The 24,559-nt window shown below is 63.3% G+C and carries 23 protein-coding genes and 1 tRNA gene; 13 read left to right on the top strand and 11 right to left on the bottom strand.

Features of this window, described 5'->3' with window-relative positions:
* Window positions 1–157: 157 nt before the first annotated feature.
* Window positions 158–988: a helix-turn-helix domain-containing protein gene (locus tag B5V03_RS37995; RefSeq protein WP_129275530.1), complete on the bottom strand. Its 831-nt coding sequence runs from the start codon at window positions 986–988 to the stop codon at window positions 158–160.
* 99 nt (window positions 989–1,087) lie between these two features.
* Window positions 1,088–1,477: a nuclear transport factor 2 family protein gene (locus B5V03_RS37990; protein ID WP_129275529.1), complete on the bottom strand. Its 390-nt coding sequence runs from the start codon at window positions 1,475–1,477 to the stop codon at window positions 1,088–1,090.
* A gap of 174 nt (window positions 1,478–1,651) precedes the next feature.
* Between B5V03_RS37990 and B5V03_RS37985 the strand changes: the two genes are divergently transcribed.
* Complete coding sequence (locus tag B5V03_RS37985; RefSeq protein ID WP_129275528.1) at window positions 1,652–2,182, top strand: AAA family ATPase; 531 nt, start codon at window positions 1,652–1,654, stop codon at window positions 2,180–2,182.
* On the opposite strand, the gene B5V03_RS37980 is transcribed toward B5V03_RS37985, so the two are convergent.
* The 4 genes from B5V03_RS37980 to glmS all read right to left on the bottom strand — a co-directional run bounded on the left by B5V03_RS37980 (window position 2,156) and on the right by glmS (window position 6,985).
* Window positions 2,156–3,202, bottom strand: coding sequence for a serine hydrolase domain-containing protein (locus B5V03_RS37980; RefSeq protein WP_129275527.1), 1,047 nt, complete (start codon window positions 3,200–3,202; stop codon window positions 2,156–2,158). The two genes, B5V03_RS37985 and B5V03_RS37980, sit on opposite strands and share 27 nt — an antisense overlap.
* Window positions 3,203–3,334: 132 nt before the next feature.
* Window positions 3,335–4,192 (bottom strand): NAD(P)-dependent oxidoreductase, encoded by an 858-nt coding sequence (locus tag B5V03_RS37975; RefSeq protein ID WP_129275526.1) that lies wholly within the window; start codon window positions 4,190–4,192, stop codon window positions 3,335–3,337.
* A gap of 106 nt (window positions 4,193–4,298) precedes the next feature.
* Window positions 4,299–5,069 carry a DUF502 domain-containing protein gene (locus B5V03_RS37970; RefSeq protein WP_129275525.1) on the bottom strand — a complete coding sequence of 257 codons (771 nt, stop codon included), beginning with the start codon at window positions 5,067–5,069 and terminating at the stop codon, window positions 4,299–4,301.
* A gap of 89 nt (window positions 5,070–5,158) precedes the next feature.
* Complete coding sequence (glmS, locus tag B5V03_RS37965; protein ID WP_129275524.1) at window positions 5,159–6,985, bottom strand: glutamine--fructose-6-phosphate transaminase (isomerizing); 1,827 nt, start codon at window positions 6,983–6,985, stop codon at window positions 5,159–5,161.
* A 220-nt stretch (window positions 6,986–7,205) separates the two neighbouring features.
* Between glmS and B5V03_RS37960 the strand changes: the two genes are divergently transcribed.
* A complete protein-coding gene (locus tag B5V03_RS37960) occupies window positions 7,206–7,436 on the top strand; it encodes a hypothetical protein (protein WP_129275523.1) in 231 nt (76 codons plus the stop codon).
* A 238-nt stretch (window positions 7,437–7,674) separates the two neighbouring features.
* Here the strand turns inward: B5V03_RS37960 and glmU are convergent, their stop codons facing one another.
* Entirely contained in the window at window positions 7,675–9,030 is a 1,356-nt protein-coding gene (glmU, locus tag B5V03_RS37955; protein WP_129275522.1) for a bifunctional UDP-N-acetylglucosamine diphosphorylase/glucosamine-1-phosphate N-acetyltransferase GlmU, read from the bottom strand.
* A 173-nt stretch (window positions 9,031–9,203) separates the two neighbouring features.
* On the opposite strand from glmU, the gene B5V03_RS37950 reads away from it, so the two are divergent.
* Both B5V03_RS37950 and B5V03_RS37945 read left to right on the top strand, forming a co-directional pair.
* Window positions 9,204–10,607, top strand: coding sequence for a hypothetical protein (locus B5V03_RS37950; protein WP_129275521.1), 1,404 nt, complete (start codon window positions 9,204–9,206; stop codon window positions 10,605–10,607).
* Between the two features lie 190 nt (window positions 10,608–10,797).
* Window positions 10,798–11,178, top strand: coding sequence for a hypothetical protein (locus B5V03_RS37945; protein ID WP_129275520.1), 381 nt, complete (start codon window positions 10,798–10,800; stop codon window positions 11,176–11,178).
* Here the strand turns inward: B5V03_RS37945 and B5V03_RS37940 are convergent.
* The gene (locus B5V03_RS37940) at window positions 11,138–12,802 is read right to left on the bottom strand and encodes a beta-(1-6) glucans synthase (RefSeq protein WP_129275750.1); all 1,665 of its coding nucleotides are present in this window, start codon (window positions 12,800–12,802) and stop codon (window positions 11,138–11,140) included. The genes B5V03_RS37945 and B5V03_RS37940 overlap by 41 nt on opposite strands.
* A 236-nt stretch (window positions 12,803–13,038) precedes the next feature.
* Between B5V03_RS37940 and B5V03_RS37935 the strand changes: the two genes are divergently transcribed.
* From B5V03_RS37935 to B5V03_RS37920, 4 genes are all read left to right on the top strand, one after another.
* On the top strand, window positions 13,039–13,635 hold the full coding sequence (locus tag B5V03_RS37935; protein ID WP_129275749.1) for a beta-1-3, beta-1-6-glucan biosynthesis protein: 597 nt from the start codon (window positions 13,039–13,041) through the stop codon (window positions 13,633–13,635).
* Window positions 13,636–13,850: 215 nt separating this feature from the next.
* Window positions 13,851–16,514, top strand: a complete 2,664-nt coding sequence (locus B5V03_RS37930) for a glycosyltransferase (protein ID WP_129275519.1) — start codon at window positions 13,851–13,853, stop codon at window positions 16,512–16,514.
* A gap of 327 nt (window positions 16,515–16,841) precedes the next feature.
* Window positions 16,842–16,917: transfer RNA gene (locus B5V03_RS37925), tRNA-Lys, on the top strand.
* Window positions 16,918–17,152: 235 nt separating this feature from the next.
* Window positions 17,153–18,166 carry an acyltransferase family protein gene (locus tag B5V03_RS37920; RefSeq protein ID WP_129275518.1) on the top strand — a complete coding sequence of 338 codons (1,014 nt, stop codon included), beginning with the start codon at window positions 17,153–17,155 and terminating at the stop codon, window positions 18,164–18,166.
* A 37-nt stretch (window positions 18,167–18,203) separates the two neighbouring features.
* On the opposite strand, the gene B5V03_RS37915 is transcribed toward B5V03_RS37920, so the two are convergent.
* On the bottom strand, window positions 18,204–18,866 hold the full coding sequence (locus B5V03_RS37915; RefSeq protein WP_164988588.1) for a hypothetical protein: 663 nt from the start codon (window positions 18,864–18,866) through the stop codon (window positions 18,204–18,206).
* A gap of 276 nt (window positions 18,867–19,142) precedes the next feature.
* On the opposite strand from B5V03_RS37915, the gene B5V03_RS41895 reads away from it, so the two are divergent.
* The 4 genes from B5V03_RS41895 to B5V03_RS37895 all read left to right on the top strand — a co-directional run bounded on the left by B5V03_RS41895 (window position 19,143) and on the right by B5V03_RS37895 (window position 21,179).
* Window positions 19,143–19,313 (top strand): hypothetical protein, encoded by a 171-nt coding sequence (locus tag B5V03_RS41895; protein ID WP_164988559.1) that lies wholly within the window; start codon window positions 19,143–19,145, stop codon window positions 19,311–19,313.
* Between the two features lie 651 nt (window positions 19,314–19,964).
* On the top strand, window positions 19,965–20,207 hold the full coding sequence (locus tag B5V03_RS37905) for a hypothetical protein (RefSeq protein ID WP_129275515.1): 243 nt from the start codon (window positions 19,965–19,967) through the stop codon (window positions 20,205–20,207).
* 256 nt (window positions 20,208–20,463) lie between these two features.
* Window positions 20,464–20,703, top strand: coding sequence for a hypothetical protein (locus tag B5V03_RS37900; RefSeq protein WP_129275514.1), 240 nt, complete (start codon window positions 20,464–20,466; stop codon window positions 20,701–20,703).
* Window positions 20,704–20,894: 191 nt separating this feature from the next.
* On the top strand, window positions 20,895–21,179 hold the full coding sequence (locus B5V03_RS37895; protein WP_129275513.1) for a hypothetical protein: 285 nt from the start codon (window positions 20,895–20,897) through the stop codon (window positions 21,177–21,179).
* A gap of 78 nt (window positions 21,180–21,257) precedes the next feature.
* On the opposite strand, the gene B5V03_RS37890 is transcribed toward B5V03_RS37895, so the two are convergent.
* Both B5V03_RS37890 and B5V03_RS37885 read right to left on the bottom strand, forming a co-directional pair.
* Window positions 21,258–21,647, bottom strand: coding sequence for an NUDIX hydrolase (locus B5V03_RS37890; RefSeq protein WP_129275512.1), 390 nt, complete (start codon window positions 21,645–21,647; stop codon window positions 21,258–21,260).
* Between the two features lie 98 nt (window positions 21,648–21,745).
* Complete coding sequence (locus tag B5V03_RS37885; protein WP_245502470.1) at window positions 21,746–22,825, bottom strand: AI-2E family transporter; 1,080 nt, start codon at window positions 22,823–22,825, stop codon at window positions 21,746–21,748.
* Window positions 22,826–23,370: 545 nt separating this feature from the next.
* On the opposite strand from B5V03_RS37885, the gene B5V03_RS37875 reads away from it, so the two are divergent.
* The gene (locus B5V03_RS37875; protein WP_129275511.1) at window positions 23,371–23,598 is read left to right on the top strand and encodes a hypothetical protein; all 228 of its coding nucleotides are present in this window, start codon (window positions 23,371–23,373) and stop codon (window positions 23,596–23,598) included.
* Window positions 23,599–24,559: the final 961 nt, after the last annotated feature.

Genomic DNA, 24,559 nt, shown 5'->3' with positions numbered 1-24,559 from the left:
AGATGGCCCCCGCGACGTCTCCTCCTCGTCATTGCGAGCGTAGCAAAGTAATCCAGACTTTTTTCCGCGGAGACAGTCTGGATTGCTTCGCTACGCTCGCAATGACGATGTGAGTGGGGCTCGGCACACGTAAGGCGAGCTGACTCGCGACGCCCCCTCACCCCGTATGCGCGCGAATGAACCTGCCGTGCTCCGCTTCAGTCGCATCATTGGCGGGAAACATGCACTCGAGCCGCAGCTCCTCCGCCGTCACGGTCTGCGGCGTTCCAACCGTCGCGATCAGGGAAAAGTAGTCGAGTGTTACGCCGTCCTTGATGAAACTGAGCAGGATCGTCGGCATCGCGTCGGAGGCCGACGGCGCGCGCCATTCCGGCTTGACGCCGGGGTATCGCGACAACTCCTCCAGCAGCGCCTTCGTCTTCAAATCGACGACGTGCCCAACCGCCTCGCGATGCACCCGTGCAAGCAATCCGCGGGCGGTCTGCGGCCAGTTAGCGATGAAGGGGCGCATGCCGTCGGGATCGAACATGAGGTGCAGCAGGTTTCGCGGAACGGGACGTGCCGACATGTCGACGAAGCAGTTGAATAGAAGCGGTGCGGCCTCGTTGGTCATCAGCACGTTCCAGTAGCGGTCCATGACGATGGCCGGAAACGGCTCGTGCTGGCGCAGCATACGTTGCAGGGCGCGATTGATGCTCGTCATGGCGGGCGCCTCGAGCGCGGGATCGGAGTAGGACGGCGCGTAGCCGGCGGCCAGCAACAGCTCGTTTCTCTCGCGCAGAGGCACGTCGAGGGCCTGCGCGAGATCGAGGAGCATCTGGCGGCTCGGGATGCTGCGCCCGCTCTCGACAAAACTGATGTGTTTCTGCGAGACGCCGGCATCGAACGACAAATCGAGCTGCGTCTTGCCGCGAATGTCTCGCCAATGACGCAGCAGCGCACCCGCGGACGTCGCGCGTGCCCTGAGAGCGCCGGCGGTCACTTTCATGATCGAAATATCCTTCCCATCGATGATAACGCCTTCAACGCACATGCGTTGGTGCCCCGGATCACCCGAGGCACCATTTGGGTTGCCGATGGCGGACAATCAACCGAAGGCGACGGGCCCCACGGCGCCGACCCAGTGCCGCACCTTGGTCTCGTCCCGCTCGTCCATGTAGAAGAAGTGCGTCATCGTCGGATGCACTGTCTTCATCGAGCGATCGTCGGGTGTCATGTCCACGACACCGCGAAACACCTTCAGGGAGCCGGCATCCCAATATTCGGTGACGTGATGCAGCGCCGTGAAGCCGGTGTCGATGAAGGCCTTCAGATTGGTGCGGATCGCTTCCCGCCCCTTCCAGTCGGCGACGCCGAGATTGCAGACGGCGTCCTCTGCAAAGCAGTCAAAGCCCTGTCCGAAGGTCTTGTCGTCGATCTCCTTCCACATGTCGAGGAGCCATTTCGGCGGTTCCTGCTTCGTAAACACGACTTGCATATTCGCTCTCCTGATTCCGTGACACGCGCTCGACAGGAGCCTTCAAACTTCCCGGTGAGCGGATGGTCGGGAGACTAGTCGGGTCGCGAATTGTCTCAATTACATGCGAGGTAATAAAGCGAGACTGGAACGCGCGGTCTTTCCCGGATGCCGATTTCGTGAAACCCTCCCACCATGCGCCGGATCATCGTCGTTGGCTCCCAGGGAAGCGGAAAGACGGGTCTCTCACGGAATCTCGGGCAAAAGCTCGGATTGCCCGTGGTGCATCTCGACGTGCTGTACTGGCGGCCGGGCTGGAAGCCATCCGACAAAGCGAGCTTTCGGACTCGCGTTGCGGAGGCGATCGCGGGCAAGGCCTGGGTCGTCGACGGCAGCTTCTCGGGGCTCGCCTTCGATCTCACGCTCGCGCGCGCCGATCTTCTTGTTGTCATCGACCGGCCGCGCTGGCTTTGCCAGTGGCGCATTCTCTGGCGCTCCGCCTTCGATCGCGATACGACGCGGCCCGATCTGCCCGAAGGATGTCCGGAACAGTTCGACTGGAAATTGATGCGAGAGGCGTGGCGCTACGAGGTGGAGCGCGCGCCTGTCATTGAGGCCGAACGCGTGCAGTACGGCCCGGATGTCCCGGTGGTGCGCCTGAGACGGGACCGGGACATCGCGAATTTTCTAGATTCTGTTTCAGTTCAGATCAGAGACTGTGTGTGATCCATCCTTTGAAGTCGCGGGCAAGATGTATCGGTCCAGGAGGTCGAGCTCGGGAGCGACCATGTCTTTGGATCGTCGGGACGCGTTGATGACGACAACCATGTCGAGCGCGGGAATGATGATGGTCTTCTGGGAATTGAAGCCCTTTGCGGCAACCCATTGAACGTCGCGGTCCTTGTCCAGTGATCGACCACGCCACCACTGATACCCATAGCCATCAGAGAGCAGCTCATCCGTCTTGATTTGCTCAGCCGTCGATTGATCGACCCAAGACGCCGAAACGATCTGCCGTCCTTCCCAAACTCCGCGGTTGAGAACAAGCTGGCCGATTTTCGCCCAGTCGCGAGGGCGTAGACTGAGCCCGTTGGCCGACGCCGGAAGACCGCTAAACGGATCCTGACGCCAATTCACATCCTTGATGCCAAGCGGTGCGAAAAGGTTCTCCTGAGCAAGAACATCGACGGTCTTGCCTGTGACCTTCTTCAGGATGGCTCCAATAAGCTCCGTTTCGCTGTCGCTGTACCGGAAGGTGACACCGGGAGCCCCGTCGGAGCCCAATCCTGCCGACATCGTCAGGAGATGGCGCAGGGTCACGGGATCCTTGTCAAACATACGGAGATCGGCATTCGTTGGAAGATAAAAAAAGGCCGGGACGTCCAGATCATTGATCAGGCCGCGATCCATGGCGATTCCGACCAGCAGCGAGACCACGCTTTTGGTCATGGAATAACCGTTGTGCCGCGTGGTCGCGTCGAAACGCGAATAGTAGCGCTCGTAGACGAGCACGCCGTGACGAACGATGACGATGTCGTCCACGTTGGCGAGCTTGCCGCCGCTGATGCCGTCGTCCATCGCGCAAAGCAGTGTCGGGTTCACCCCCTGCACGTCCGGCGAGGTCATCGTCCATCCGTCATGGATGTCCGCGGGAATGCCGCAGCTGGCTGCGGAGGCGATTTGAGCTTCGATGGGACTCAGAGCGAACGCACACACCGCCGCAACAAGGCTGATCCCTGCCCGCATGTCAGATTCTCCGCGACCATTCCCCACGACGGCCGTTCGAGAGTGGCGTCGCGCGTGTGTCCATTTTGCGGCGCAGTGGACTTGGAAGGTGCTCAAACTAGCCGCGCGACACCTGATTGATGAGCAGGTGCCCTAGGTTTTTTTCTGTGCAATGCGCGCGGCAAACGCCTTCATCAGGTCAGCATCCACCGCCTCGCCTGTCGCATCCGCGGCGAGATGCTCGAACCATTTCGCAAAGCCCTCGTAGATCTGGCTGGCCGGATGATCCGGCCCGAGGAAGCCGGAAATCTCCCGCATCTCCGCGACCCAACGATAGGCTTTGGGAAGCATGTCCGGCAGCGCGACTTCGAGTCGCGCCAAAATCGCGGGCTGGCTCAGCGCGAGCTCGTCGCGTAGCGCATCCGCCGCGCCCGCTTTCGTGGCCGCGACCACCATCGCCGAGCCGATGCCGGCGAGGCCCTTGACGATGCCGGCATAGGACATCTTGAGTGCCGACGCCGCGCCGACCGGGCCCTCGACGATCCGCACGTCGAGTCCGAGGTCCTTCAGCACAGCGACGTCTTTGGCATGCTCACCGGACAGGTAGAAGGCCGGGCTCTTGCCGCCGGGCTGCGGCGGGAAGCCGATGATGCCGCCATCGACGAACGGCGCCTGCGCCGAGCCGATGATCTCCTCGATCCGTTGCACCGTATCGACATTGACCGCGTTGCAGTCGACCACGACCGGCTTCTTCGCGCGCCGGACGATCAGCCCCGCGAGCCGCTCGGCGAGCGCCACGGCTTCGCCGGGCGGCACGATCGAGAGGATGATGTCGACATCCGCGATCGCGTCGTCCTCGGCGCCGACCATGCCGGCATCCGCGGCGCGTTTCAGCGTCGCTTCGCTGCGCCCCTTCAACGACGTCAGCACGCGCGCGCCATTTTCGCTGAGGCGGCGGGCCACAGCGCTGCCCATGGCTCCGGGGGCGAGGATCGCAATGGTTTTGGACATCGTGCACTCCAGGTCGAATTCCGAGCGAGGCGCTCAGTTCAACCGGAATACTAGCAGAGGACAAAACTGCTTTGCGTGAATGCGGCCATCCGAAACGGGAATGGCCCTACTCCACCTTCGCAGGCTGCACCTGGAGCGCCGGCGCATTGGCGATGCGTGCGGCGTTGGCCATGCCCGCGAGCGCGGCGGCCTTCTTCGGATCGGGCGCCGCGCCCGGCTGCACCACGCCGGCCGACATGATCAGCGTTGCGGCGTCCTCGGCGGTGAGGTCGACCTCGATGATCTTGCTCCTGGGCACGTAGAAGAAAAAGCCGGTGGTCGGGTTCGGGGAGCACGGCAGAAACACCGAGACATGCTCCTCCTGTCCCGGCAAGCTGCGCGCGACCTCCTCGTTCGGCGATTGCGAGATCAGCACGATCGACCACATGCCCGGCGAGGGAAACTCGACCAGCCCGACTTTGCGGAAGCTCGAGCCCTTGCCCGAGAACAGCGTCTCGAACACCTGCTTCAGGCCGCGGTAGATCGCGCGCACCGCCGGGATGCGGCCGAGGAAGGTCTCGCCGACATCGACCAGCGTCCGGCCGATCAGGTTGGCCGCGAGGAAGCCGACCAGGGTCAGGGTGAAGAATGCGACAATCAGTCCCCAGCCGGGGATGACGTACGGCATGTAGGTTTCGGGCCGATAGGCCAGCGGCACGAATGGCCGCACCACGCCGTCAACCCAGGTGACGAACCACCACACCAGGTAGAAGGTGATCGCGATCGGCCCCGTCACGACGAGGCCGGTCAGGAAATAATTGCGGAAGCGGCCGATCAGGCCGGTATGCGGTTCCGGCGCAGGATCAAGCGGCGCAGGCGCGTCGTCGCGGGTGGTCATTCGGGTTCCAGGTCGGTCGCTGCACTCAAGCTAGGGTCTTCTAGCAGGTTTTGGAAGACCACCTAGCGTCCCGGCCCGATCCCTTCTGCCTATTCCACGGTCACCGATTTGGCGAGGTTGCGCGGCTGATCGACGTCGGTGCCCATGATGACCGCGGTATGATAGGCGAGCAGTTGCACGGGGACGGCATAGACCATCGGCGTGAACGCCGCCGCCATGTCAGGCATGACGATGGTGACGAGCGAATCGACGGTCGCCTCCTCCGCGCCCTTGGCGTCGGTCATCAGGATGATCCTGCCGCCGCGGGCGGCGACCTCCTGCATGTTGGAGACAGTCTTTTCAAACACGCGGTCATAGGGCGCGATGACGACGACCGGCATGGTCTCGTCGATCAGCGCGATCGGGCCGTGCTTGAGCTCGCCGGCAGCGTAGCCCTCGGCGTGGATGTAGGAGATTTCCTTCAGCTTCAGCGCGCCCTCGAGCGCGAGCGGGAAGCTGGTGCCGCGGCCGAGATAGAGCACGTCGCGGGACTTGGCGATCTCACGTGCGAGCTTCTCGATCTGGTGCTCATTGGTGAGCGCGTCCGACATCAGACGCGGGATCTCGACGAGGCCATGGACCAGCTTGGTCTCGTCCTCATCGGACAATTCGCCGCGGGCCTTGCCGGCCGCGATCGCAAGGTTTGCCAGCACCATCAGCTGGCAGGTGAAGGCTTTTGTCGAGGCGACACCGATCTCGGGACCGGCCAGCGTCTGCAGCACGGTCTCGCTCTCGCGCGCGATCGTCGAAGTCGGCACGTTGACGACGGCGACCGTGTGGACGCCCTCGGCCTTCGCATAGCGCAACGCCGCCAAGGTGTCGGCAGTCTCGCCGGACTGGGAGATGAAGATCGCAAGATCGCCCTTGCGCAAGGGTGCCTCGCGGTAGCGGAATTCGGAGGCGACATCGACCTCGACCGGCACGCGCGCAAAACGCTCGAACCAGTACTTTGCGACGAAGCCGGCATAGCTCGCGGTGCCGCAGGCGGTGATGTTGATGCGCTGGATGTCCTTGAAGTCGAACGGCAGCTTGACCGGCAGCGAGACGCGCTCGGTCGCCATATCGACATAGCGCGCCAGGGTGTGGCCGACCACTTCCGGCTGCTCGTGGATTTCCTTGGCCATGAAGTGGCGGTAATTGGCCTTGTCCACCAGCGAGGTCGAGGCGGCGTGCTTGATCTTGTCGCGCTGGACGGCGTGGCCGTCCTTGTCGAAAATCGTCGCGCTCTTGCGGGTCAGCACGACCCAGTCGCCGTCCTCGAGATAGCTGATCGTGTCGGTGAACGGGCCGAGCGCAATGGCGTCGGAGCCGAGATACATCTCGCCGTCGCCATAGCCGATCGCAAGCGGCGGGCCGTTGCGGGCGCCGATCATGAGGTCGTCCTCGCCGGCGAAGATGAAGCCGAGCGCGAAGGCGCCGCGCAGCCGCGCCAGCGTCAGCTTCACCGCCTCGACCGGCTTGTTGCCGCGCGTCAGGAGATCATCGACGAGATGCAGCACGATCTCGGTATCGGTCTGGGTGTGGAAGACCGTGCCCTTCTTCTCGAGCTCCTCGCGCAGCTCGCGGAAATTCTCGATGATGCCGTTGTGGACGACGGCGACGCGCTCGGTCGCGTGCGGATGGGCGTTGTTGACGGTCGGCTTGCCGTGGGTGGCCCAGCGGGTGTGTCCGATGCCGGTCGTGCCCTTGAGCGGCTCGGCTTCGAGCCGCTTCTCCAGGTTCTTCAGCTTGCCCTCGGCGCGGCGGCGCTCGAGATGCTTGCCTTCGAGCGTGGCGACGCCCGCGGAATCGTAACCGCGATATTCAAGACGTTTGAGCGAATCCACCAATTGCTCTGCAACCGGCTCGCGCCCGAGAATGCCGACAATCCCGCACATGCGGATCAATATCCCCCAAATCGTCGAAAAATCGCCTAAACGACGCGCTCGGTTTTTAGCGAAGTTCCTAAGGAACCAGATACTCAATAATTATTGCTGATTGAGACAGCACAGGCTCGCGTCCTGCTTCGACTGCGTCGAATTCGCCGGCGTTAAACCGCGCCGATTAACTTCTTGTCAATAAATTTGACCAACGATTCCCCCTCAAGGAGATATGGCCATGAAAGGTTCGTCCGACCGCAAAGGTCTGTCATCGACGTTCGTGCGCGCCAGCGAGACCACAGGCACGCACCTTGCGCATTGGCCGCCGCCCCAGCGCGCCATGGAGCGAGGCAAGGAAAGCAAGCCTGTCCTCCTCACGCAGGCCGCCGACGAACCGGCAAAGCGCGCCAGGCCGCGCGGCTGGCGCCTGAACCGCGCGATGTTCTCGGAAGTCGCCGACGACGACTAGCGGCTCGTCTCACCACCCCAGCACCAGGGCGAACACGAGGGAGACGACGAACGCCCAGAATGCCAGCCCGGTGAACAGCGATGCGATCTCGCTTGGGCGGGGGTCGCCGAACTGTTCCAACACCCATTGTCCCGGCGGATGACGCGCTCGACGACAAACTTGATCAGATACCAGTCGTCGTCATCGTCCATGAGCGCACAACCGCAACAACCCCGACCAGGCGGAGATACTCAGCCCCTCACTTCTCTGGCTTCTTGCCGCGGGTCTTCATCTCGCGATAGCGCGCCGCGCCGCCTTCCCTGATGGTCTGCGGGCTGCGCTCCAGCGCCATGGCATCGTCGGGCACGTCACGCGTGATCACCGAGCCCGAGCCGATATAGGCGCCGTTGCCGATCTTCACCGGTGCGACCAGAGACGAGTTGGTGCCGACGAAGGCGCCCTGCCCGATGATCGTCTTGTGCTTCTTGAAGCCATCGTAGTTGCAGGTGATGGTGCCGGCGCCGATGTTGGAATTGGCGCCGACGGTGGCGTCCCCAATGTAGGAGAGATGGTTGACCTTGACGCCGGCCTCCAGCGTCGCCGCCTTGGTCTCCACGAAATTGCCGATGCGCGCGCCGTCGCCAAGCGAGGTGCCGGGCCGCAGCCGCGCATAGGGGCCGATCGAGACGTTCTTGCCGAGCGTGGTCTGCACGATGTGTGAAAATGAATGAATCACGGTGCCGTCGGCAATCGACACGCCGGGGCCGATCACCACGAACGGCTCGATGGTGACATCCTTGCCGAACGATGTGTCGGCGGACAGGTAAACAGTCTCCGGCGCGACCAGCGTGACGCCGGCCTCCATCGCCGTCTTGCGCAGCCGCGCCTGCATCACGGCTTCCGCTTCCGCAAGCTGCGCCTTGGTGTTGATGCCGCGCACCTCGTCCTCGCTGGTCTCGATCACCACGGACTCCCATCCCTGCTTGCGGACGATTTCGACCGCATCCGTCAGATAATATTCGCCCTTGGAATTGGCATTGCCGATCTTGTCGAGGATTTGGAGCGCGCGGCGTCCGTCGATCGCCATCACGCCGGCATTGCACAGATTGATCTTGCGCTCGGCGTCGCTGGCATCGGCCTGCTCGCGGATCGCAACCAGGCGGTCGCCCTCGACGATGAAGCGGCCATAGCCGGTGGGATCGGCGGCGCGAAAACCGAGCGCGGCAATCGCAGCGCCCCTGGCGAGCGGCGCGCGCAGCCGCGCAAAAGTCTGGGCCGAGATCAGCGGCGTGTCGCCGAACGCGATCAGGAGATCGTCCACACCGTGCGCGATCGCCTCGCGCGCCGCCAGCACCGCATGCGCGGTGCCGAGCCGCTCAGCCTGCACGTAAGTGAGTGCGTCGGGGCGGATGCGCTTCGCCTCATCGGCGACCGCCTGATGGTCGGGACCGATCACGACGGCCAGCGATGTTTCGGTTCCCTTAGGTGCGGCGGCGAGCACATGGGCAAGCAGCGTCTGGTGAGCGACCGGGTGCAGCACCTTCGGCAAGCTCGATCGCATGCGCGTGCCTTCGCCGGCGGCGAGCACGATCGTGAGGCTGGAACGGGCGGTCATCGAAATCCTGTCAGATACAGCCGAATCAATTGGCGCGACGGGCGGAACGCCCTCATGAGCTGCCGCCTTGCTACCCCCGCAAACGCCCGGAATTCAAGTGCGACGGGGATTTCCTGTTAATGTTCCTTGATTGATTCGGGGAAAGCCGGACAGGGGCTGGGCACTTAACGTTCATGGCAAAGGATTCCGACCCACTGGCGGACGCCTTCGGCGACAAGGAGACCGGCGGGCTGTTCTCCGGACTTTTGGCCGAAGAAAGTACGTTCGACCGCGGCATGATGTGGCGGCTGGGCTCGTGGGGCGTGGCGGCCGTCGGTGCCGTCGTGCTCGCCGTGATGGCCAACCAGGCCCAGCTCGGCTGGCGCCGCGACCAGGTCGCCTCCGCCGATCTCGCGCGCCAGGCGGACCGGTTACAGTTGCTGACCAAGGAGAGCCAGAACGAGGCTCGCCGCCTCGCCGCCGCCATCGAGACGCTGAACAGTGATCGCGACCGGCTCTATTCGCGCGTCACCGTGCTGGAGCAAGGGCTCGATTCCGCCACCGGCGCCATCGCGAAACAGAACACGATGGCGCCGCAGGCCTCCGCAGCCAAGCCGCAGGACGCCCCCGGTTTGGTTGGACCGCCGGCACCCAGTGTCGCGCCGGTCGCCTCGACGCCGGCACCAGCGAACGACAAGCCGCGCGCAGAGGCCGCCAAGGAAACGTCAAAGGAAACATCGAAGGACACGACGAAGGAAACTTCGAAGGACGCCGCCAAGGAGCCGGCAGGCCCGCCGCCGCAGACTGCGGCTGCCGCCTCGCTCGTGTCGCAGGCGCCGATGACCACGTCAGCACTGCCGATGCTTCCGCTGGTGCCCTCCAAGTCGATCATGGCGCCGCCTGATCCAGCCGCCTCAAAGCTGGTTCAGCCCGAGACAATTGAGAAGACGAGCGAGAGGAAGCCCGAGCCGGCGCCTGCCCCGACCGAAGTGGCAGCCGTGCCAGCCAAGCCGCCGGAGGCAGCCGAGAGCGAAGCGCCTTCAATTGCGGTTCAACAGACGCGCTTTGCGATCGACCTCGGCGGCGCCAACTCGCTCGACGGCCTGCGCGCGCTCTGGCGCGGCGTGAGCAAATCCAATCCGGAGGTCGCGGCGCTGCGTCCGATCATCATGATCAAGGAAGGCACTACCGGCCTCGGCATGCAGCTACGCCTGGGCGCCGGCCCCCTGATCAATGCCGCAGCAGCCGCAAAGCTCTGCGCGGGCCTCGCCGAGAGCGATCGCCATTGCGAGACCACCGTGTTCGACGGCCAGCGCCTGTCGCTGCGCGGCGGCTCGGAGAAGGGGCAAGAGAAGTCCCAGGACAGGATTTTAGAGAAGAACTCCGAGAAAGCTCAGGACACGGTGCCGCAAGCCGAGACAGCGCCTGCGCCCGCGCCTGCCGCCAAGCCGGACAAGCACCGACGCGGCTATTCGTCAAAACGCTCCTCGAAGCGCGAGGAGCCCGTGCCTGCACCCGCGGCCCAGCCGCCGGCCGCACAGGCGAAGCCGGAGACGGCCGCTGCAGGATCGACGCTGTCGTCGTTCTTCAGGCGGTAGGGAATTCGCAATTTGCGGAACGATTGAATTCGAATCCGTTTCGGCAGGACCGGCATCCTGCTCGGTTCAGGAGGGCAACGCCTTCGCCAATTAGACGGCGATAGCTTTGCTCCGGTTTGGGCCACACCGGTAAGGAGAAAAATCCACCTCCCCTGTTGCCCCCTCCCTCCATCCCGACCATATTGCCGCCATGACAAAAAAGCCCTTCCGCCTCACGCCCTACCAGGTGCAGTTCCTGCTCGTCGTCGGCTTCGCGACCGTCGGCTATGCGATCTATCTGCGCTATCTCGGAATCGAAAACTCGCAGGTCGGGCTCGCCTGTGACGCCGGGCTTCAGACGCTGATCTGCAAGGCGCGTTCGGTGTCGACCGTGCTGTTCAAGAATTCGGTGTTCGGGATCGTCGCGCTGGTGGTTGCGACGCTGAACCTGATGCGGCCGTCGATCGTGCTCTTGACCGTCGGCATCATCGCCGCCGGACTCGGCATCGTGCTCTACAATGTCGTGCTCTCGGGCCTGGCGATCGGCCTGCTCATCCTTGGATTTGCTCGGCCCGCGCCCGCCACAGCGTGAGCGCGAACAAGAGAAAGATCGCGCAAGTCCACAGCGACTGCCAATTGTCGCGGCCCTCGTTGAAGAACACAAAGACCGCCGACAGCGCCAGCACGCCCGCGAACACCGCTTCCGCGATCGGACGCTGGCCGATCTGCGGCCGGTTCAGCATCAAAAGCGCGAACGGCACCACCGCCATCGTCAGCGAGGCGTAGGGGAAGTCGTGGTAGCGCGGGTCGAACACGAAGGCGAGCGCGGTCTGCGCCGCGATCACTGCGGACACGGCCAGCGTCAGGCCGAGCACCGCCGTGAGCTTCGACCATTTCCGGCCCTCGCGCGGGCCGAGCAGATCAAGGAAGGTCGGCAGGCTGCGGCCGATCACCATCGCCTGCGCACAGAAGATCGGCGACAGGATGCCGGCAAGCAGCAGCGCACCCCAATGCAGCCAGCCGCCAATGCCGTAGCTCTCATAGTACATCTTGTCAGCACCGACCCCGAGCAGGCTCCCCGCCGTCGTTGCCGAGATGGCGACGCCGAGCCATGCCGAGAAGCGCGGCGTCCACGGCCGCCGGCGTAGCGTGATCAGCGCCACCGCGAACACCAGCACGCACAGGCCCATGCCCGCGCCCATGTACCATTTCCAGAACGGGAAATTGCTGATCGGCTCGCCTGGCGGATATTTCAGGTTCCGCCGCACGGAGTCATAGAGACCCCAATAGCCGCCGACGGTGCCTTCCAGCTTGCGCTTCCACGGCTGGTCGTAAGATTCGATCAGGTTGACGCGGAACTTCTGCGCCTTCGCAAGGCTAAGGATTTCCGAGACCACGCGCGCCTGGTTGGTGCGCGACGGCAGCGCACCCTCGCGCATGCGCCCTTCGCTCGGCCAACCGGTTTCACCGATCAGGATTTCCTTGCCGGGAAACGCGACCGCCATCCGCTCGCGGATCTGTTCGACATGGGCGGCGGCGAATTTCGCCTTCACCGGAAAGTCTTCCCAATAGGGCAGGATGTGGATGGTGACGAAGTCGACGGCGTCGTAGACCTCGCGATTCCTGAGCCAGAACTCCCAGACATCGGCATAGGTGACGGGCACGCTGACCTGGGCCTTCACCGAGCGGATGATGGAGACGAGGTCGGCGGTCGTCATCTCGCCGCGCAGCAGCACCTCGTTGCCGACGATGACAGCAGTAATGACGCCGGGGAAATCCTTGGAGAGGCGGACCGCGAGTGCGGCCTGCTCAAGATTCTTGGTGCGGTTGCTGGAGAGCCAGATACCTTGCAACACCTTCAGCCCACCGATCCGGGCGGCAATCGCCGGCACCTGGTCGAGCCCGTTCTCCATCGAATAGGTACGGACGCAGTCGGTGATCTCCTTGAGCTGGCGCAAATCCTGCTCGATCTGGTCGGCCTCGATATGGGTCCACGTGTTCAGCGGCGACTGCTCGCCGCGGAACGGCGCATAGGAGACGCATTGAACCTTGTCGGCGGGATCGATCGGAGCGCGCGCGAGCGTGATTGGCGTGGCCAGCCACCACCACACGGCAGCAATCGCACCCAGTGAAACGAACAGAAGCGCCAGTGGCGTACGAAGAGAAATCGGTTCCGTCCTCCGCGAGGTGCCGTCGATTACCTGCTCGCACGCCATCTGCCAAGGGGTCACCCCGGGGTGGGTCCCCCGTCCCCCAAGGAATTTACCTGAGCAATTTACCTGCGGCCGTTCGACAGAGGCCTAGGATCGTGACTTTGCTGGACAAAATTCGAAATACAGGTCATGGGATTTTGCGGGACTTTTCCGCCGCATTGGAGACCCATTTGGACGCCATCAGCTAGCGCGTCCGCGGGATCCTGGCGCGGGCGGTGAGCGGAGAAATTGGGGAATTCATGCGGCAACGGGTGCGTCAGTCACGAAATGCGGTCCTGCGGCAGTTCGCCGCCACCTTGGCCGTCTCCTCCCTTCTTGCGCTGGCCGGCCTTGGTGGCGCCTCCGCCCAGAGCGGGACCCCCGCGCCCGACCAGAGCAAGGCAGCCGCCCAGCCCGCCGACGCCGCCGCCAAGGACGCAGCCCAGAACCAGCGCCGCACCGACGAGTTTGCCGAAGCTGCCCAGGTCATCAACGGCCCGGCCGGCAATCCCGAATGCGTCTGGCTCGGCCGGCGCGTGGTGCGCCTGATGTGGCGGGATGACCTCGATACCGCGTTCCGCCATCTCGACCTCTATGACCGCTTCGGCTGCCCTGGCGGCCACATCCAGGCCGCCTTCCGCTGCCTGACCCGCTTCGGTGGCCAGATCGATCCCAAGGTCGCCGAGACCCTGGACAGCCGGGTGCACGCTTGCTGGATTAATCCGGCCTCCCAGCCACAGCAGGCGGCAGCCGCGGCCTCCCAGCCGGCAGCGCCGACGACCGGCAACTCGCAGGCCCCTCAGCCGGCCGCGAGCCCCTCGCCTGCGGCAAGCCCGTCGCCCGCGCCCCCGAAATAATCGCGGATCGTTTCAGCTGCCGTTCAGGAACGATCGGCGATAGAGACGGTTGGCACTGCCGCACACTCCGAAACTGTCATGCCCTCATACGGTCATGAGGCCATGACAGTTGTGAAACCGTGCGGCAGAGGTATGCTCCATTTGCCGCGGACTCGGTCGGATCTCGGGGTCGGATCCGCTTCCCTGCCACCTCAGCCCCTTTTGGTTTAGCCGCGATGCGCGTTGTCGCCGCCGTTCTGTTGCTCGTGTCCGTCCTCCACGCCGGCCTCTGGGGAGTCCTGCGCGACAAGGAACCCGCGCCCGACTTCAAGGGCCTGTTGCCGAGCCTCTCCTACACTCCGTTCGAACCCGGCCATGTCGTCGACAACAACGTCGATCCCGACAAAATTCGCGCCGACATGAAAAAGCTCTCCACCATCACGCGTGCCATCCGCTCCTACTCGGCGACGGAAGGTAACGAGCTGGTGCCGCCGATCGCCGCCGAATTCGGCATCAAGGTCACGGTCGGCGCCTGGATCGACAAGGACCCGGATCGCAACGAGCGCGAGATCAAGGCCGCCATCGAGCTCGCCCGCAAGAACAGCAACGTCAACGGCGTCGTCGTCGGCAATGAGGTGATCTACCGCGGCGAGCAGAAGGTCGAAGACCTCATCGGCATGATCAAGAAGGTGAAGGGCTCGGTCCGCGTACCCGTCACGACCGGCGAGATCTGGAACATCTGGCGCGACAACCCCGACCTTGCCTCCAACGTCGATTTCATCGCCGCCCACGTGCTGCCCTATTGGGAAAACTTCCGCTCGGACCAGGCGGTCGACCAGGCCGTCGACCGCTACAACCTTCTGCGCAATTTGTTCCCCGGCAAGCGCATCGTGATCGCCGAGTTCGGCTGGCCGAGCCAGGGCTACAATCTGCGCAACGCCGACCCGGGTCCGTTCCAGCAGGCGCTGACCTTGCGCAATTTCGTCAGCCGCGCCGAAGCCATCGGCATGGAATACAACATCGTCGAGGCCATCGATCAGCCCTGGAAATTCTTCGAAGGCGGCGTCGGTCCGTACTGGGGCATCCTGTACGCCAGCCGCGAGCCGAAATTCGCCTGGACCGGCCCGGTCGAGAATCCCGACTATTGGAAGCTGATGACGATCGCGCTGCTGGTCGGAATCCTCTTGTCGCTACCGATCCTGCGGCTGGAACAGCCGACCGCGCGGCAAGCGTTTTTGCTGTCGGCCACCGCCAACGGCGTCGGCGCCTGGGCCGCCACCGTGTTCGCGTTCTGGAACGGGCACTATTTCATCTTCGGATCGGCCTTCGCGCTGACGCTCGGCATGATCCTGCTCGTTCCCCTTGTTCTCATCGCGATGGCGCGCATCGACGAGATCGCGGCTGTCGCCTTGGGCCGGCCGCCCCAGCGGCTGCTCAGCAAGAGCAAGCCGGTCGAGAATGTACCCGAAAATTACTATCCAAAGGTCTCGATCCACATCCCCGCTTATTTCGAGCCGGTCGAGATGCTCAAGCAGACGCTCGATGCGCTGTCGCGGCTGAACTATCCGAACTACGAATGCGTGGTCATCATCAACAACACGCCGGATCCCGCCTTCTGGCAGCCGATCCAGGACCATTGCCGCGCACTCGGTGAACGCTTCAAGTTCATCAACGCCGAGAAGGTGCAGGGTTTCAAGGCAGGCGCGCTGCGCATCGCGATGGACCGCACCGCGGTCGATGCCGAGATCATCGGCATCCTCGATGCCGACTATGTCGTCGACCCCGACTGGCTGAAAGACCTCGTGCCGGCTTTCGCCGACCCGCGCGTCGGCCTCGTGCAGGCGCCGCAGGAGCATCGCGACGGCGATCTGTCGATCATGCACTACATCATGAACGGCGAATATGCCGGGTTCTTCGACATCGGCATGGTCCAGCGCAACGAGACGAACGCCATCATCGTGCACGGCACGATGTGCCTGATCCGCCGCGCCGCGATGGACATGGCCGGCGGCTGGTCGAGCGACACGATCTGCGAGGACAGCGACCTCGGCCTTTCGATCCAGCAACTCGGCTGGACAACGCACTACACCAACCACCGCTACGGCCAGGGCTTGCTGCCCGACACCTACGAGGCCTTCAAGAAGCAGCGTCACCGCTGGGCCTATGGCGGCCTCCAGATCGTGAAGAAGCACTGGCGCAACTTCCTGCCCGGCAAGAGCAGGCTGACGCCCGATCAGAAGCGCGAATATGGCCTGGGCTGGCTGAACTGGCTGGGCGCCGAAAGCCTCGGCGTGGTCGTGGCCCTGCTCAACCTCATCTGGGTGCCGATCGTCGCCTTCGCCGACATCGCCATCCCCGACAAGATTTTGACGCTGCCGATCATCGGCGCCTTCGTCGTGTCGCTGGCGCACTTCCTGTCGATGTACCGCGCACGCGTCGCGATCAAGCCCGGCCAGATGCTGGGCGCCATGATCGCCGCGATGAGCGTGCAGTGGACGGTGTCGCGCGCGGTGGCGCAGGGTCTCATCACCGAGCACATTGCATTCGCGCGCACCTCCAAGGGCGGCCTGTCCAGGATGTCGATCGAGTTCCAGGCGTTCTGGGAGGCCGTGATCGGCACCCTGCTCCTGGTCGGCGCCGGCGTGCTGGTCGCCTCCAACAGTTTTCGGCAGATCACCGAGATCTACATCTTCGCGGGCGTGCTGGTGCTGCAGAGCCTGCCGTTCCTGGCTGCGGTGGCGATCGCGATCCTCGAGCTCAGCCGCATCAACTCGTTCCAGTTCTGGCGCGACAGCGCGATCCGCACCGCCGAGCTGATCGGCCTGCGCCCGGTCGCCCTGCCGACCCCCGCCGGCACGCCGCAACCGGTGCCGAGCGAGGTGCGGCGCGAGGTGAATTGACGGCCGGACGGGCCTCCGGCGGGAGCAAGACGCTCGCGCCGGCACGCCAACGGCGCTGTTCGACGTGGATAGTTGCCCGCCAATCGGGTTGAGCAACCCGGTTTAAGCTACGGATACCGCGAGCAAATCCCCGCTGCTGCCGCGAGTTTCGGCAGCTACTCCGGCTATTGACCTCCGCACCCACTCCCCCTACACAGCGCGGGCCGAAAGCATGATCCGGAAACAGCCGGTTTTTCCCCGCGACGCAAGTTATGCGCAGCGGCAAGACATGCTTCTCGAATGTCCGACAACGATGGCGATCTCTTCAAAGCCATCCAGCGGCCATGGGAGCGCGTAGCTCAGCCGGTAGAGCACGTGACTTTTAATCACGGGGTCCTGGGTTCGAGCCCCAGCGCGCTCACCACTCCACCACACCAAGCAACTCAGTGGCCAGAGCGCGGACAACGTCGGGACGCTGTCAAGTCGGCACAATCGCATCCCTGCGGCCAAGACAAGTTTCACACGCGACGTTGATGTGGCCGGCGGAGCCCCAGAACCTCCGATCGCGCGGAACACGCCGGCTAGGCGTTGCACGTCGACGTTGCAACAGATAGGAATCGAGAAATATTTAGAAATATAGCACCGGGAATGGCGTTAGAATGGAAACGGATAAACTGGCGGGCCTCCAGGTCGCACGGGCCTGTGCTGCGATCGGCATCGCCTATTTCCACTCCTGGCGCGTTACGATGCAGTTCCCCAAGGGAACAGATTACCCCATTCCGCTCCTTCAAAACTACGGCGGCTTCGCCGTCGATTTCTTTTTCGCGATCAGCGGCTTTGTCATCTGCATGGTCGTCACCAAGCCGCGATTTGAACCGGTCTCTTTCCTGATCCGGCGCGCTTTCCGGCTCTATCCCCTGTGGATCGCGACGTCTTTCGTGCTGGCCTACATCTACACCAAATACATTGGCTGGCCGCCCGACAGCACCAAAGCCTTCTTCGTCTACTCGCTGACGCTGCTACCCACCGAGGCCTATCCGTTTTTCGACGTCGGCTGGAGCCTCCAGCACGAGATGGCGTTCTATGTGATTGCCACGCTGATCGCGCCGCGCTTGGGCCTGCCCGGGCTTCTCGCATTCCTGGTCATCGGCGCGGCCTGCGATCATGCGTTCGATCTGCCGTGGTATCTTCACCGATACGCATTTTTCTATCCCAACTTCATTGCCGGCATCGCCGCCTTCCTGGTGTTTCGGCACGTGAGGCAGCTCGGCTTCCTGCTGCCGTTCCTGCTCGGACTTGCGGCGCTCTACGTGGCGAACCACTGGATCGGCCGTCTCGGCTTCCCGCTCGGCTGGTTCTTGCTGCTGATCGGCTTCGTCAACATCAGGTTCAACCCGGATTCCCTTGTCGAGCGGCTCGGAATTGCGCTCGGCGACGCCTCCTATTCGATCTACCTTTTTCACCCCCTGGTGTTTTCCTATGTCTATGCCAAGCTCGGCGCATATCTTCCGCCGATCTGGACGCAGGAGCCGATCCGTTACGCCAGCATTGCTCTCGTCTGCGGCCTGGCCGTGCTGAGCTGGAGATTTTTCGAAACGCCAATGAACAGGCTGGGAGCGCGGCTGGCCAAGCGCACGCAGTCACGTCTTGGCGCGCAGCCACAACCGGGCTAGCGCGGACGCAGCCCCAACTGATCGGATTGCCTTGCCCTCAGCTCTCCGGCGCCGACACCGTCGCCGGCACGCTCAGCGGCGCCCCTCCGACCGAAACGGGCCCGACGGACTTCGACTGCCGCACCATCCGCTTGCGCATCGCGGCGGACAGTCCATAGCGGGCATGCGCTCGTCGAATGGAGGACGTGACGTCCGACATCATTGCGCTTTGCAGCGTATCGATCTTCGCAATCAGCGTGGACAGCTGCGAAGATATCTTCCGCACATCGACCCGTTCGTCCGTGATGCTCTGTCGCAGCGAAAGCAGCACCATTGAATCCTGCTGCTCTCGAGCCGCATTCTGCTGCAAGGCGCGGCTGCTCTCCTGGAGCGAGGCCGTGTGTTGCTGCTGGGCCGACTGAATGTCCTTCAGGGCGGCGAGGACCGGATCCGTTTTTGGCACGGGCGCTTCCCGGCGCGGAAGCAGTTCAGCCAGGCTGCCGACAGCTGTGGACGAGAAATCAGACGGCAATGTGTAGATGGCCGCCGCGCCATTGATGGCGAGGGCACATACCGACAAGGCCAGGACCCGGCTGGACCGCTTGAGCGGGGCCGGAGCTTCCGGGGCTGCCGGTTCCGGCGCCGCGGCTGCGAGCGCCAGTGCTGCGGGGTCGAATTGTTCGACAAGGCCTTGCGCTTCGGATGTCGTGGTCACGTGGATTGACCTCAAATGAGCGAGCAAAAGGAAGCCGACGCCGGAACGTCCTCGCGACGACTCCTTTACGCAGCACCCACCTACACAACTGTCTAAAATTGTGAGCTTTTTGGCTTAATTCCACGTTAGCGAAATGGCCGCCTGGCAGGCCCAGCCACTCCGGCCGAATACGGGGTCTGCGCGATGGAACTGGAAATGAGGGCAGCCTGCTCGAAGTGCGCCAAAAGCCGCAAGACAACGCCCTCAAAAGGTGTAGGATTCGAGAAAATCAGGAGGAGCGGCATGTTTGAAATCAACGGTTTCGACACGGCAGGCGTCGTCAGCCTCAAGCGGCTGTCACTCGCCGCCGCCCTGAAGAAGGCCAGAGAGCTTGTCCAGGACGGGTGCTGGGACGTTCAGATCGTTGATCCCACGGGCCGGGTCTACACCGCGTTTGAGGAGCAGGCTGCTTAGCCGCCCTGCCTTCGCAGCTTTTCAGAAATTACCCCATCCGATCGCGCCTCGCGCGCGCTGGTCGTTGCGGTGACCGACATGAAAACCCCAGCGCTTGGTGGGAGCGCTGGGGCGTTTTCAAAATATCAATCGGTCAAGCAATGAAGCCGTCATAGCAGCGGTCTCGACAATCGCTTGTGAGCTGGTTCACACAGCTCCGCCGATCTTTCCACGTCCCGGTGGCTATCCGCCCCGACCGACGTTGGACGAGGCGCTGTTGAGCCAGCGCTGCGTTGCTTCGTCGCTCCAGCCGGGGACGGCGAAGCGCGCGCGAGAATTCACGTCCGTGGCGGGACGGGTGACCGGAGGATGGCGTGTCGCAAGTTCCTGCGCACGAACGCGATGCACCGTTGCGGCGTTTGCAGGCGCGCACAGGACGATCAAGAGGCCCATGGCCAAGACAAAGCGCATCCTATCGGCTCCAATCGAGCAACTGCTCGGACCTATGTGATGCGCCAACCGTTCCACCACAATCTGACGCGGCTTCACACCTCCGGGAGGAAAGCGATGGCGCGAACCGACGCTCCACCTCCGCGCGCCATGCCGTTGCCAATCAACCCGTTTGGGAGCACGCTCTCTCCAGGCGCGCAGACGCCGCTCAGGGAGAGGCCCATGAAGGAACACGGCCTGGATGGTCGCCACCGGGACAAGGATGGCGCGATCACCAAGAAGCACGGCAACACGCTGGTCGGTACGTTGCGCAAGATCTACGGCAAGGGTTTTGCGGCCGGTTATCCGGACACAACCCAACTCAGCGAAGTCTTGCATCAGTTGAACGAGACGTCGCTGAGCCAGTTGCGTCGCGATCACGACACCGGGCATCTCGGGCACAAGATCGACCACGCCCCGAAGTGACGGGCTTCACGCGGCCAGATATCAGGGTGATCGAAACCAACTCCGCTGCTTGTCACTGACGGCACCTCGGTGCCTGAGGCGGAAGCAGATACCGGCAAGCGATCAGCCATGCTTCGGGCACGCCGCGCTAAAGCGCGATGAGATTGGGGTGAATCGTCATCGCGCTTTAGCTCTTTGTTTGCGCATGATCTTGTCGGAAATCGCTTCGCACTTTTCCGGATCATGCTTTAGGATGAGCCTTTTTACGGAGGCTCATTTGAAACAGCTCATTATCATCGCCGCCATTGCGCTCGCCGTGACGGCCCCCGCCCGCTCGCAAGCGCTGGTCGATCCCAACAAGGTTGCGCCCGAATACCGCGAGGCGGCCGAGAAGCGCCGGGCCGAACAGATACGTCAGCGCGAATGCGCGCTGAAGGCCGATCTGGAGAAGGTGCTGCCGAGGGATCGCACCGTCTATCTCACCCATTGCCTGGACACGATCGCGGCCAAGCAATAGCGGCGGCGAGATCAACGCCGGCGTTGCCGCTGCCGCCCATCGCGGCAGGCGGCTGATGCTTGTCGGCCGTTCTTTCGAACAAGCCCATCCCATCTGGTGCAGCAGGCCTGCCGTTCAAATCGCTGGAGCGTTCAAGCTTTCTTCAGACATTTGGGATCAGCTGGCCTTTCAGCAATTATTGTCGATCGCGCATGAGTTTCGTCCAGGTTCAGTGCACGCGGTGCAAGGGCGTGTTTCGCGATCGCGCCGGGCGGTTGCAGGACGGCTATTCCCGGCAATGTCCGAGCTGTGAGGTCGTGCTGTTCTTTGCAGAGGACGCACCGCATCCCTTCATCAAGCGCGCGATGCGCAACGCGCGGAAGGTCCGCAAGGAGCAGCGCGAGGCCGAAGCGGCCAGGCTCGGCGCGCCGCAGCCGCAAGCAGCCCCGTCGCGGCGATTTGCCGGCCGCGCGCGCACGCCACAGAGATCGGATTAGAGGCCGGACGAGCGCGGTCATCCCGGACATCGCCGCGCGATTTGTCGCACCCACGCCGCGAAGACGCCGCCGGTCCCCTCAACGCGCCCGTTTCCTCGGAAACAGGCGATCACGGATGTAGCGCGAGGTCGGCGTCAGCCGGATTCCGCGCGGCTTCTGCCAGGCGGCGCGGTCGATCTCGTTCTTGTCGCCGATCGCGAGCCTGCCTTTGGCGCCTTTGGCGATGAAGATCGCGTCGCTCATCTTGCGGCCGGAGCGCTTGTTCCTGGCCGTTACTTCCTTCCAGAGGCTGATCCGGCCGAGCTTCAGCTTGGGTAATTCCTCCTTGATCTCCCGCCGAAGGCAGTCCTTGTCGGACTCGCGCGCACGTTTGCGGCCGCCGGGGAACATCCACAGGCCGTCCGACCGGCGTCTGACCAACAATACCTTGCCGCGCTTCGCTGCAACCAGCTTGGAAGACTTCGCCATTACGATCGTAGGTTCGAAAATAGAATCTCGCCTATCGTAACTTGTCTAGCTGAATAGACAAGTTCGGCCGGAACTTGATCACAGCCCGTGCGGGGCGCTCAGCCCTCGCTCGCCCCTGCCCGGTCCTCGGTCCTGATCCAGGCCATCATCATCTCCCAGGCGACCGACAGGATGATCGGCCCGATGAACAGGCCGACGATGCCGTGCGCGAGCGTGCCGCCGATCACGCCGACGAAGATCACGATGGTCGGCGTGGTCAGGCCACGGCCCATCACCAGCGGCTTCAGCATGGTGTCGATGAAGCCGACGAGGACGAGAAACACGGTGAGCAGCAGCGCCGTGGTGACGTCCTTGGCGGTCCAGATCCAGATGATGACAGGCAGCAGCACGAGGAAGGCGCCGATCTGCACGATCGAGAGCAGCAGCACGATGAAGGCGAGCAGGCCCGCACTCGGCACGGCGGCGAGCTTGAATCCGAAGCCCGCGAGCAGCGCCTGCACCACGGCGACGCCGATCACGCCCTGCGCCACGGCGCGGATGGTCGCCCCCGCGAGCTCCAGGAAGTGCTCGCTCTGCTCGGGCACGATCCGGAACAGGAAGCTGCGGCCGGCCGCCACCAGCCGGGGCCCGTGCGGAAACAGGAAGCCGGCGACGAACACCGACAGCAGGAACTGGACCGTGCCGACGCCAGCCTCGCCGGCGAACGACAGCAGCGGTCCGGCCAGCGGCTGTAAATACGGCGCCACCTCGCGCAGCACCGCGCGGATGTTGCTGTAGGCCTGATCCCAGAGCTCATAGAGCCACGGGCCGACCAGCGGCCACGATTTCAGCTGCTCCGGCGCCGATTGCAGCGCGAGGTCGCCGGTGCTGAGCTGGTGCGCCAGCTCGCGCACGCCGTCCACCGCGCTGATGCCGAGCCAGGTCGCGGGGCCAATGACGATGCCGAGCGTGATCAAAGTGAGGATTGCCGCCGCGGTCTTGGGCCGGCCACCGAGCATTTTGGCGACCCAGCTGAAGGCCGGATAGAACGCGACCGCGAGCACGCCGCTCCAGGCCAGGATCGGCACGAACGGACGAATGATCAGGAAGGTCCAGATGATCAGCAGGCCGAGCAGGCCGAGCCGGATCACGAGCTGGATGATGTCCTGTCCCGTCAGGAGCTGACGCAGGCTTTTCACGGGCAGGGCTTTCCTTGCGGCATCGACGCGGGTTCCGACACTGGCACAGCCCCGGGTTATTGCCAGCCCCGCACCTGCCGTCAAGACGACGGGGCCGCCCGGCATGGCATCAAGCGCCTCCGGGCAGGCTGCCCCCTAGAGCATGATCCGGAAAAGTGCGAAGCGGCTTTCCGAAAAGACCATGCGCAAACAACATCCTGAAGCGCGATCACGGTTCATCCCAAACTCACCGCGCTTTAGAAATTGTAGTTCGCGCCCACCGTCCGGTCTGGATGTTCAGCTTCACATTGGCGGGCGTCACCACGCCGTCCGACCGGGGACGACGGGTGAAATCTAGCTGCGGGATCAGGGATGCGCTTGGACCGGTCGGCGGCGCGATTAGGACTGACTGGCGCTGCATAGACCGGGAAATTCCTGCAACTGCCCGCGACCCGAGCCGGGTTTGCCTAACACCCATTAACCGGATTTTTGTCGGCCGGTTTACGCCGATGCAAAGGCTCGTATCTACGCTCGACGAAAGAAGTCCCAAAAACACTTTCGGTACAATGGCCAACAGCATCTGGACGACCGAAGAATTCACCTGCCCCGGTTGCGGCATGAACTACACCGCGACACGGGAGGAGCACAGCGAAGCGCATTCGGGCAGCTTCAAGTGCAGCATTTGCAGTGGCGAGGTACACAGCTGGTCCGGCAAGCACCACTTCTTCGGCTGGCAAGCGGTGAAGACGAAACCGCTTGTTTTTGGAAGGCGCTGGGCCGGAGTGCAGTGGTAGGTTGAGGCAGAGCAAGAGCTAAGCGCTGGCCGTTTCCGCCTCGATCAAGCGCCACGCTTCGAGATAGCTGCTCATCCAACCCGATCCCCTTCCGGTCTCGTGGCGAGTTTAATCGGGCAACAGTCGCCGCATGTCGTGATCGTTGTGCCTACGGCCTCCCCTTCCAAGCAAAGCCAGCCAAGCGGTGTGGCTGCGTCGAAGCGTGTCGGACGCCACACGGCTCGGCATGCCCCAGCATTTCAGCGCGTCGCGAAGTCCGCTTTGCCCCAATACCGACCGCCTTTGCGCAACCACATCGAATGTCGCGATGGGCCAGAAGGCGACCTCGTCAGACGCACCAGCAGCATGTTATGGTCACGCACAGCAACCAAAGCCGCAACCGGGCGGTGCGATGAAGCCTTTGGAGAAGGCCGTGAAAAGGCGGTTTGCTCCCCTCTTAACTTGAGAGCTAACCGTGTCAGAAAATCACTTCGATCCTGTGCTAGAAGAACTGAAGAAGCGGTCCATTGATCGGCTGCTAAGCGCGGATGTGTTTGACGTCTCTGCATTTGAGGCCCTGAAGGAGCACCTTTGGCGGAAGGCGGAGGGTCTTCAGCAGGAGTACTGCATCTCCAAGCAGATTTTGCTTAGCCTCAGGTCTGCAAGCGGCGCCATACGAAGCCGAGCAGAATACCTCACATCGGTGCGCGAACAGATTCATTGGGCTCACGAATTCGAGTTGATGCTTGACCGACTGATAGCGGGTGAGACTCGCTTGGATCGCCAACCCGGCGTCCCCCGCATCACCTAAATGCTCGCTCGACCAGTTCCGAAGATCAAAGTTCTGCTTTGGGTCGATTGTGTTGAAAAAGGCGACTGTTGCGACGCAGAGGGATCAGTGATTCAGTCAGTCTAATTGGCAGGACTGAAGATCATGATGGGACATCGGCAAGTCGAACAGGCTGCGTTGTTCTACGAGTTC

This window comes from Bradyrhizobium betae, assembly GCF_004123905.1.
Lineage (GTDB): Bacteria > Pseudomonadota > Alphaproteobacteria > Rhizobiales > Xanthobacteraceae > Bradyrhizobium > Bradyrhizobium betae_A.
This window is presented reverse-complemented; position numbering and strand designations above follow the sequence as displayed.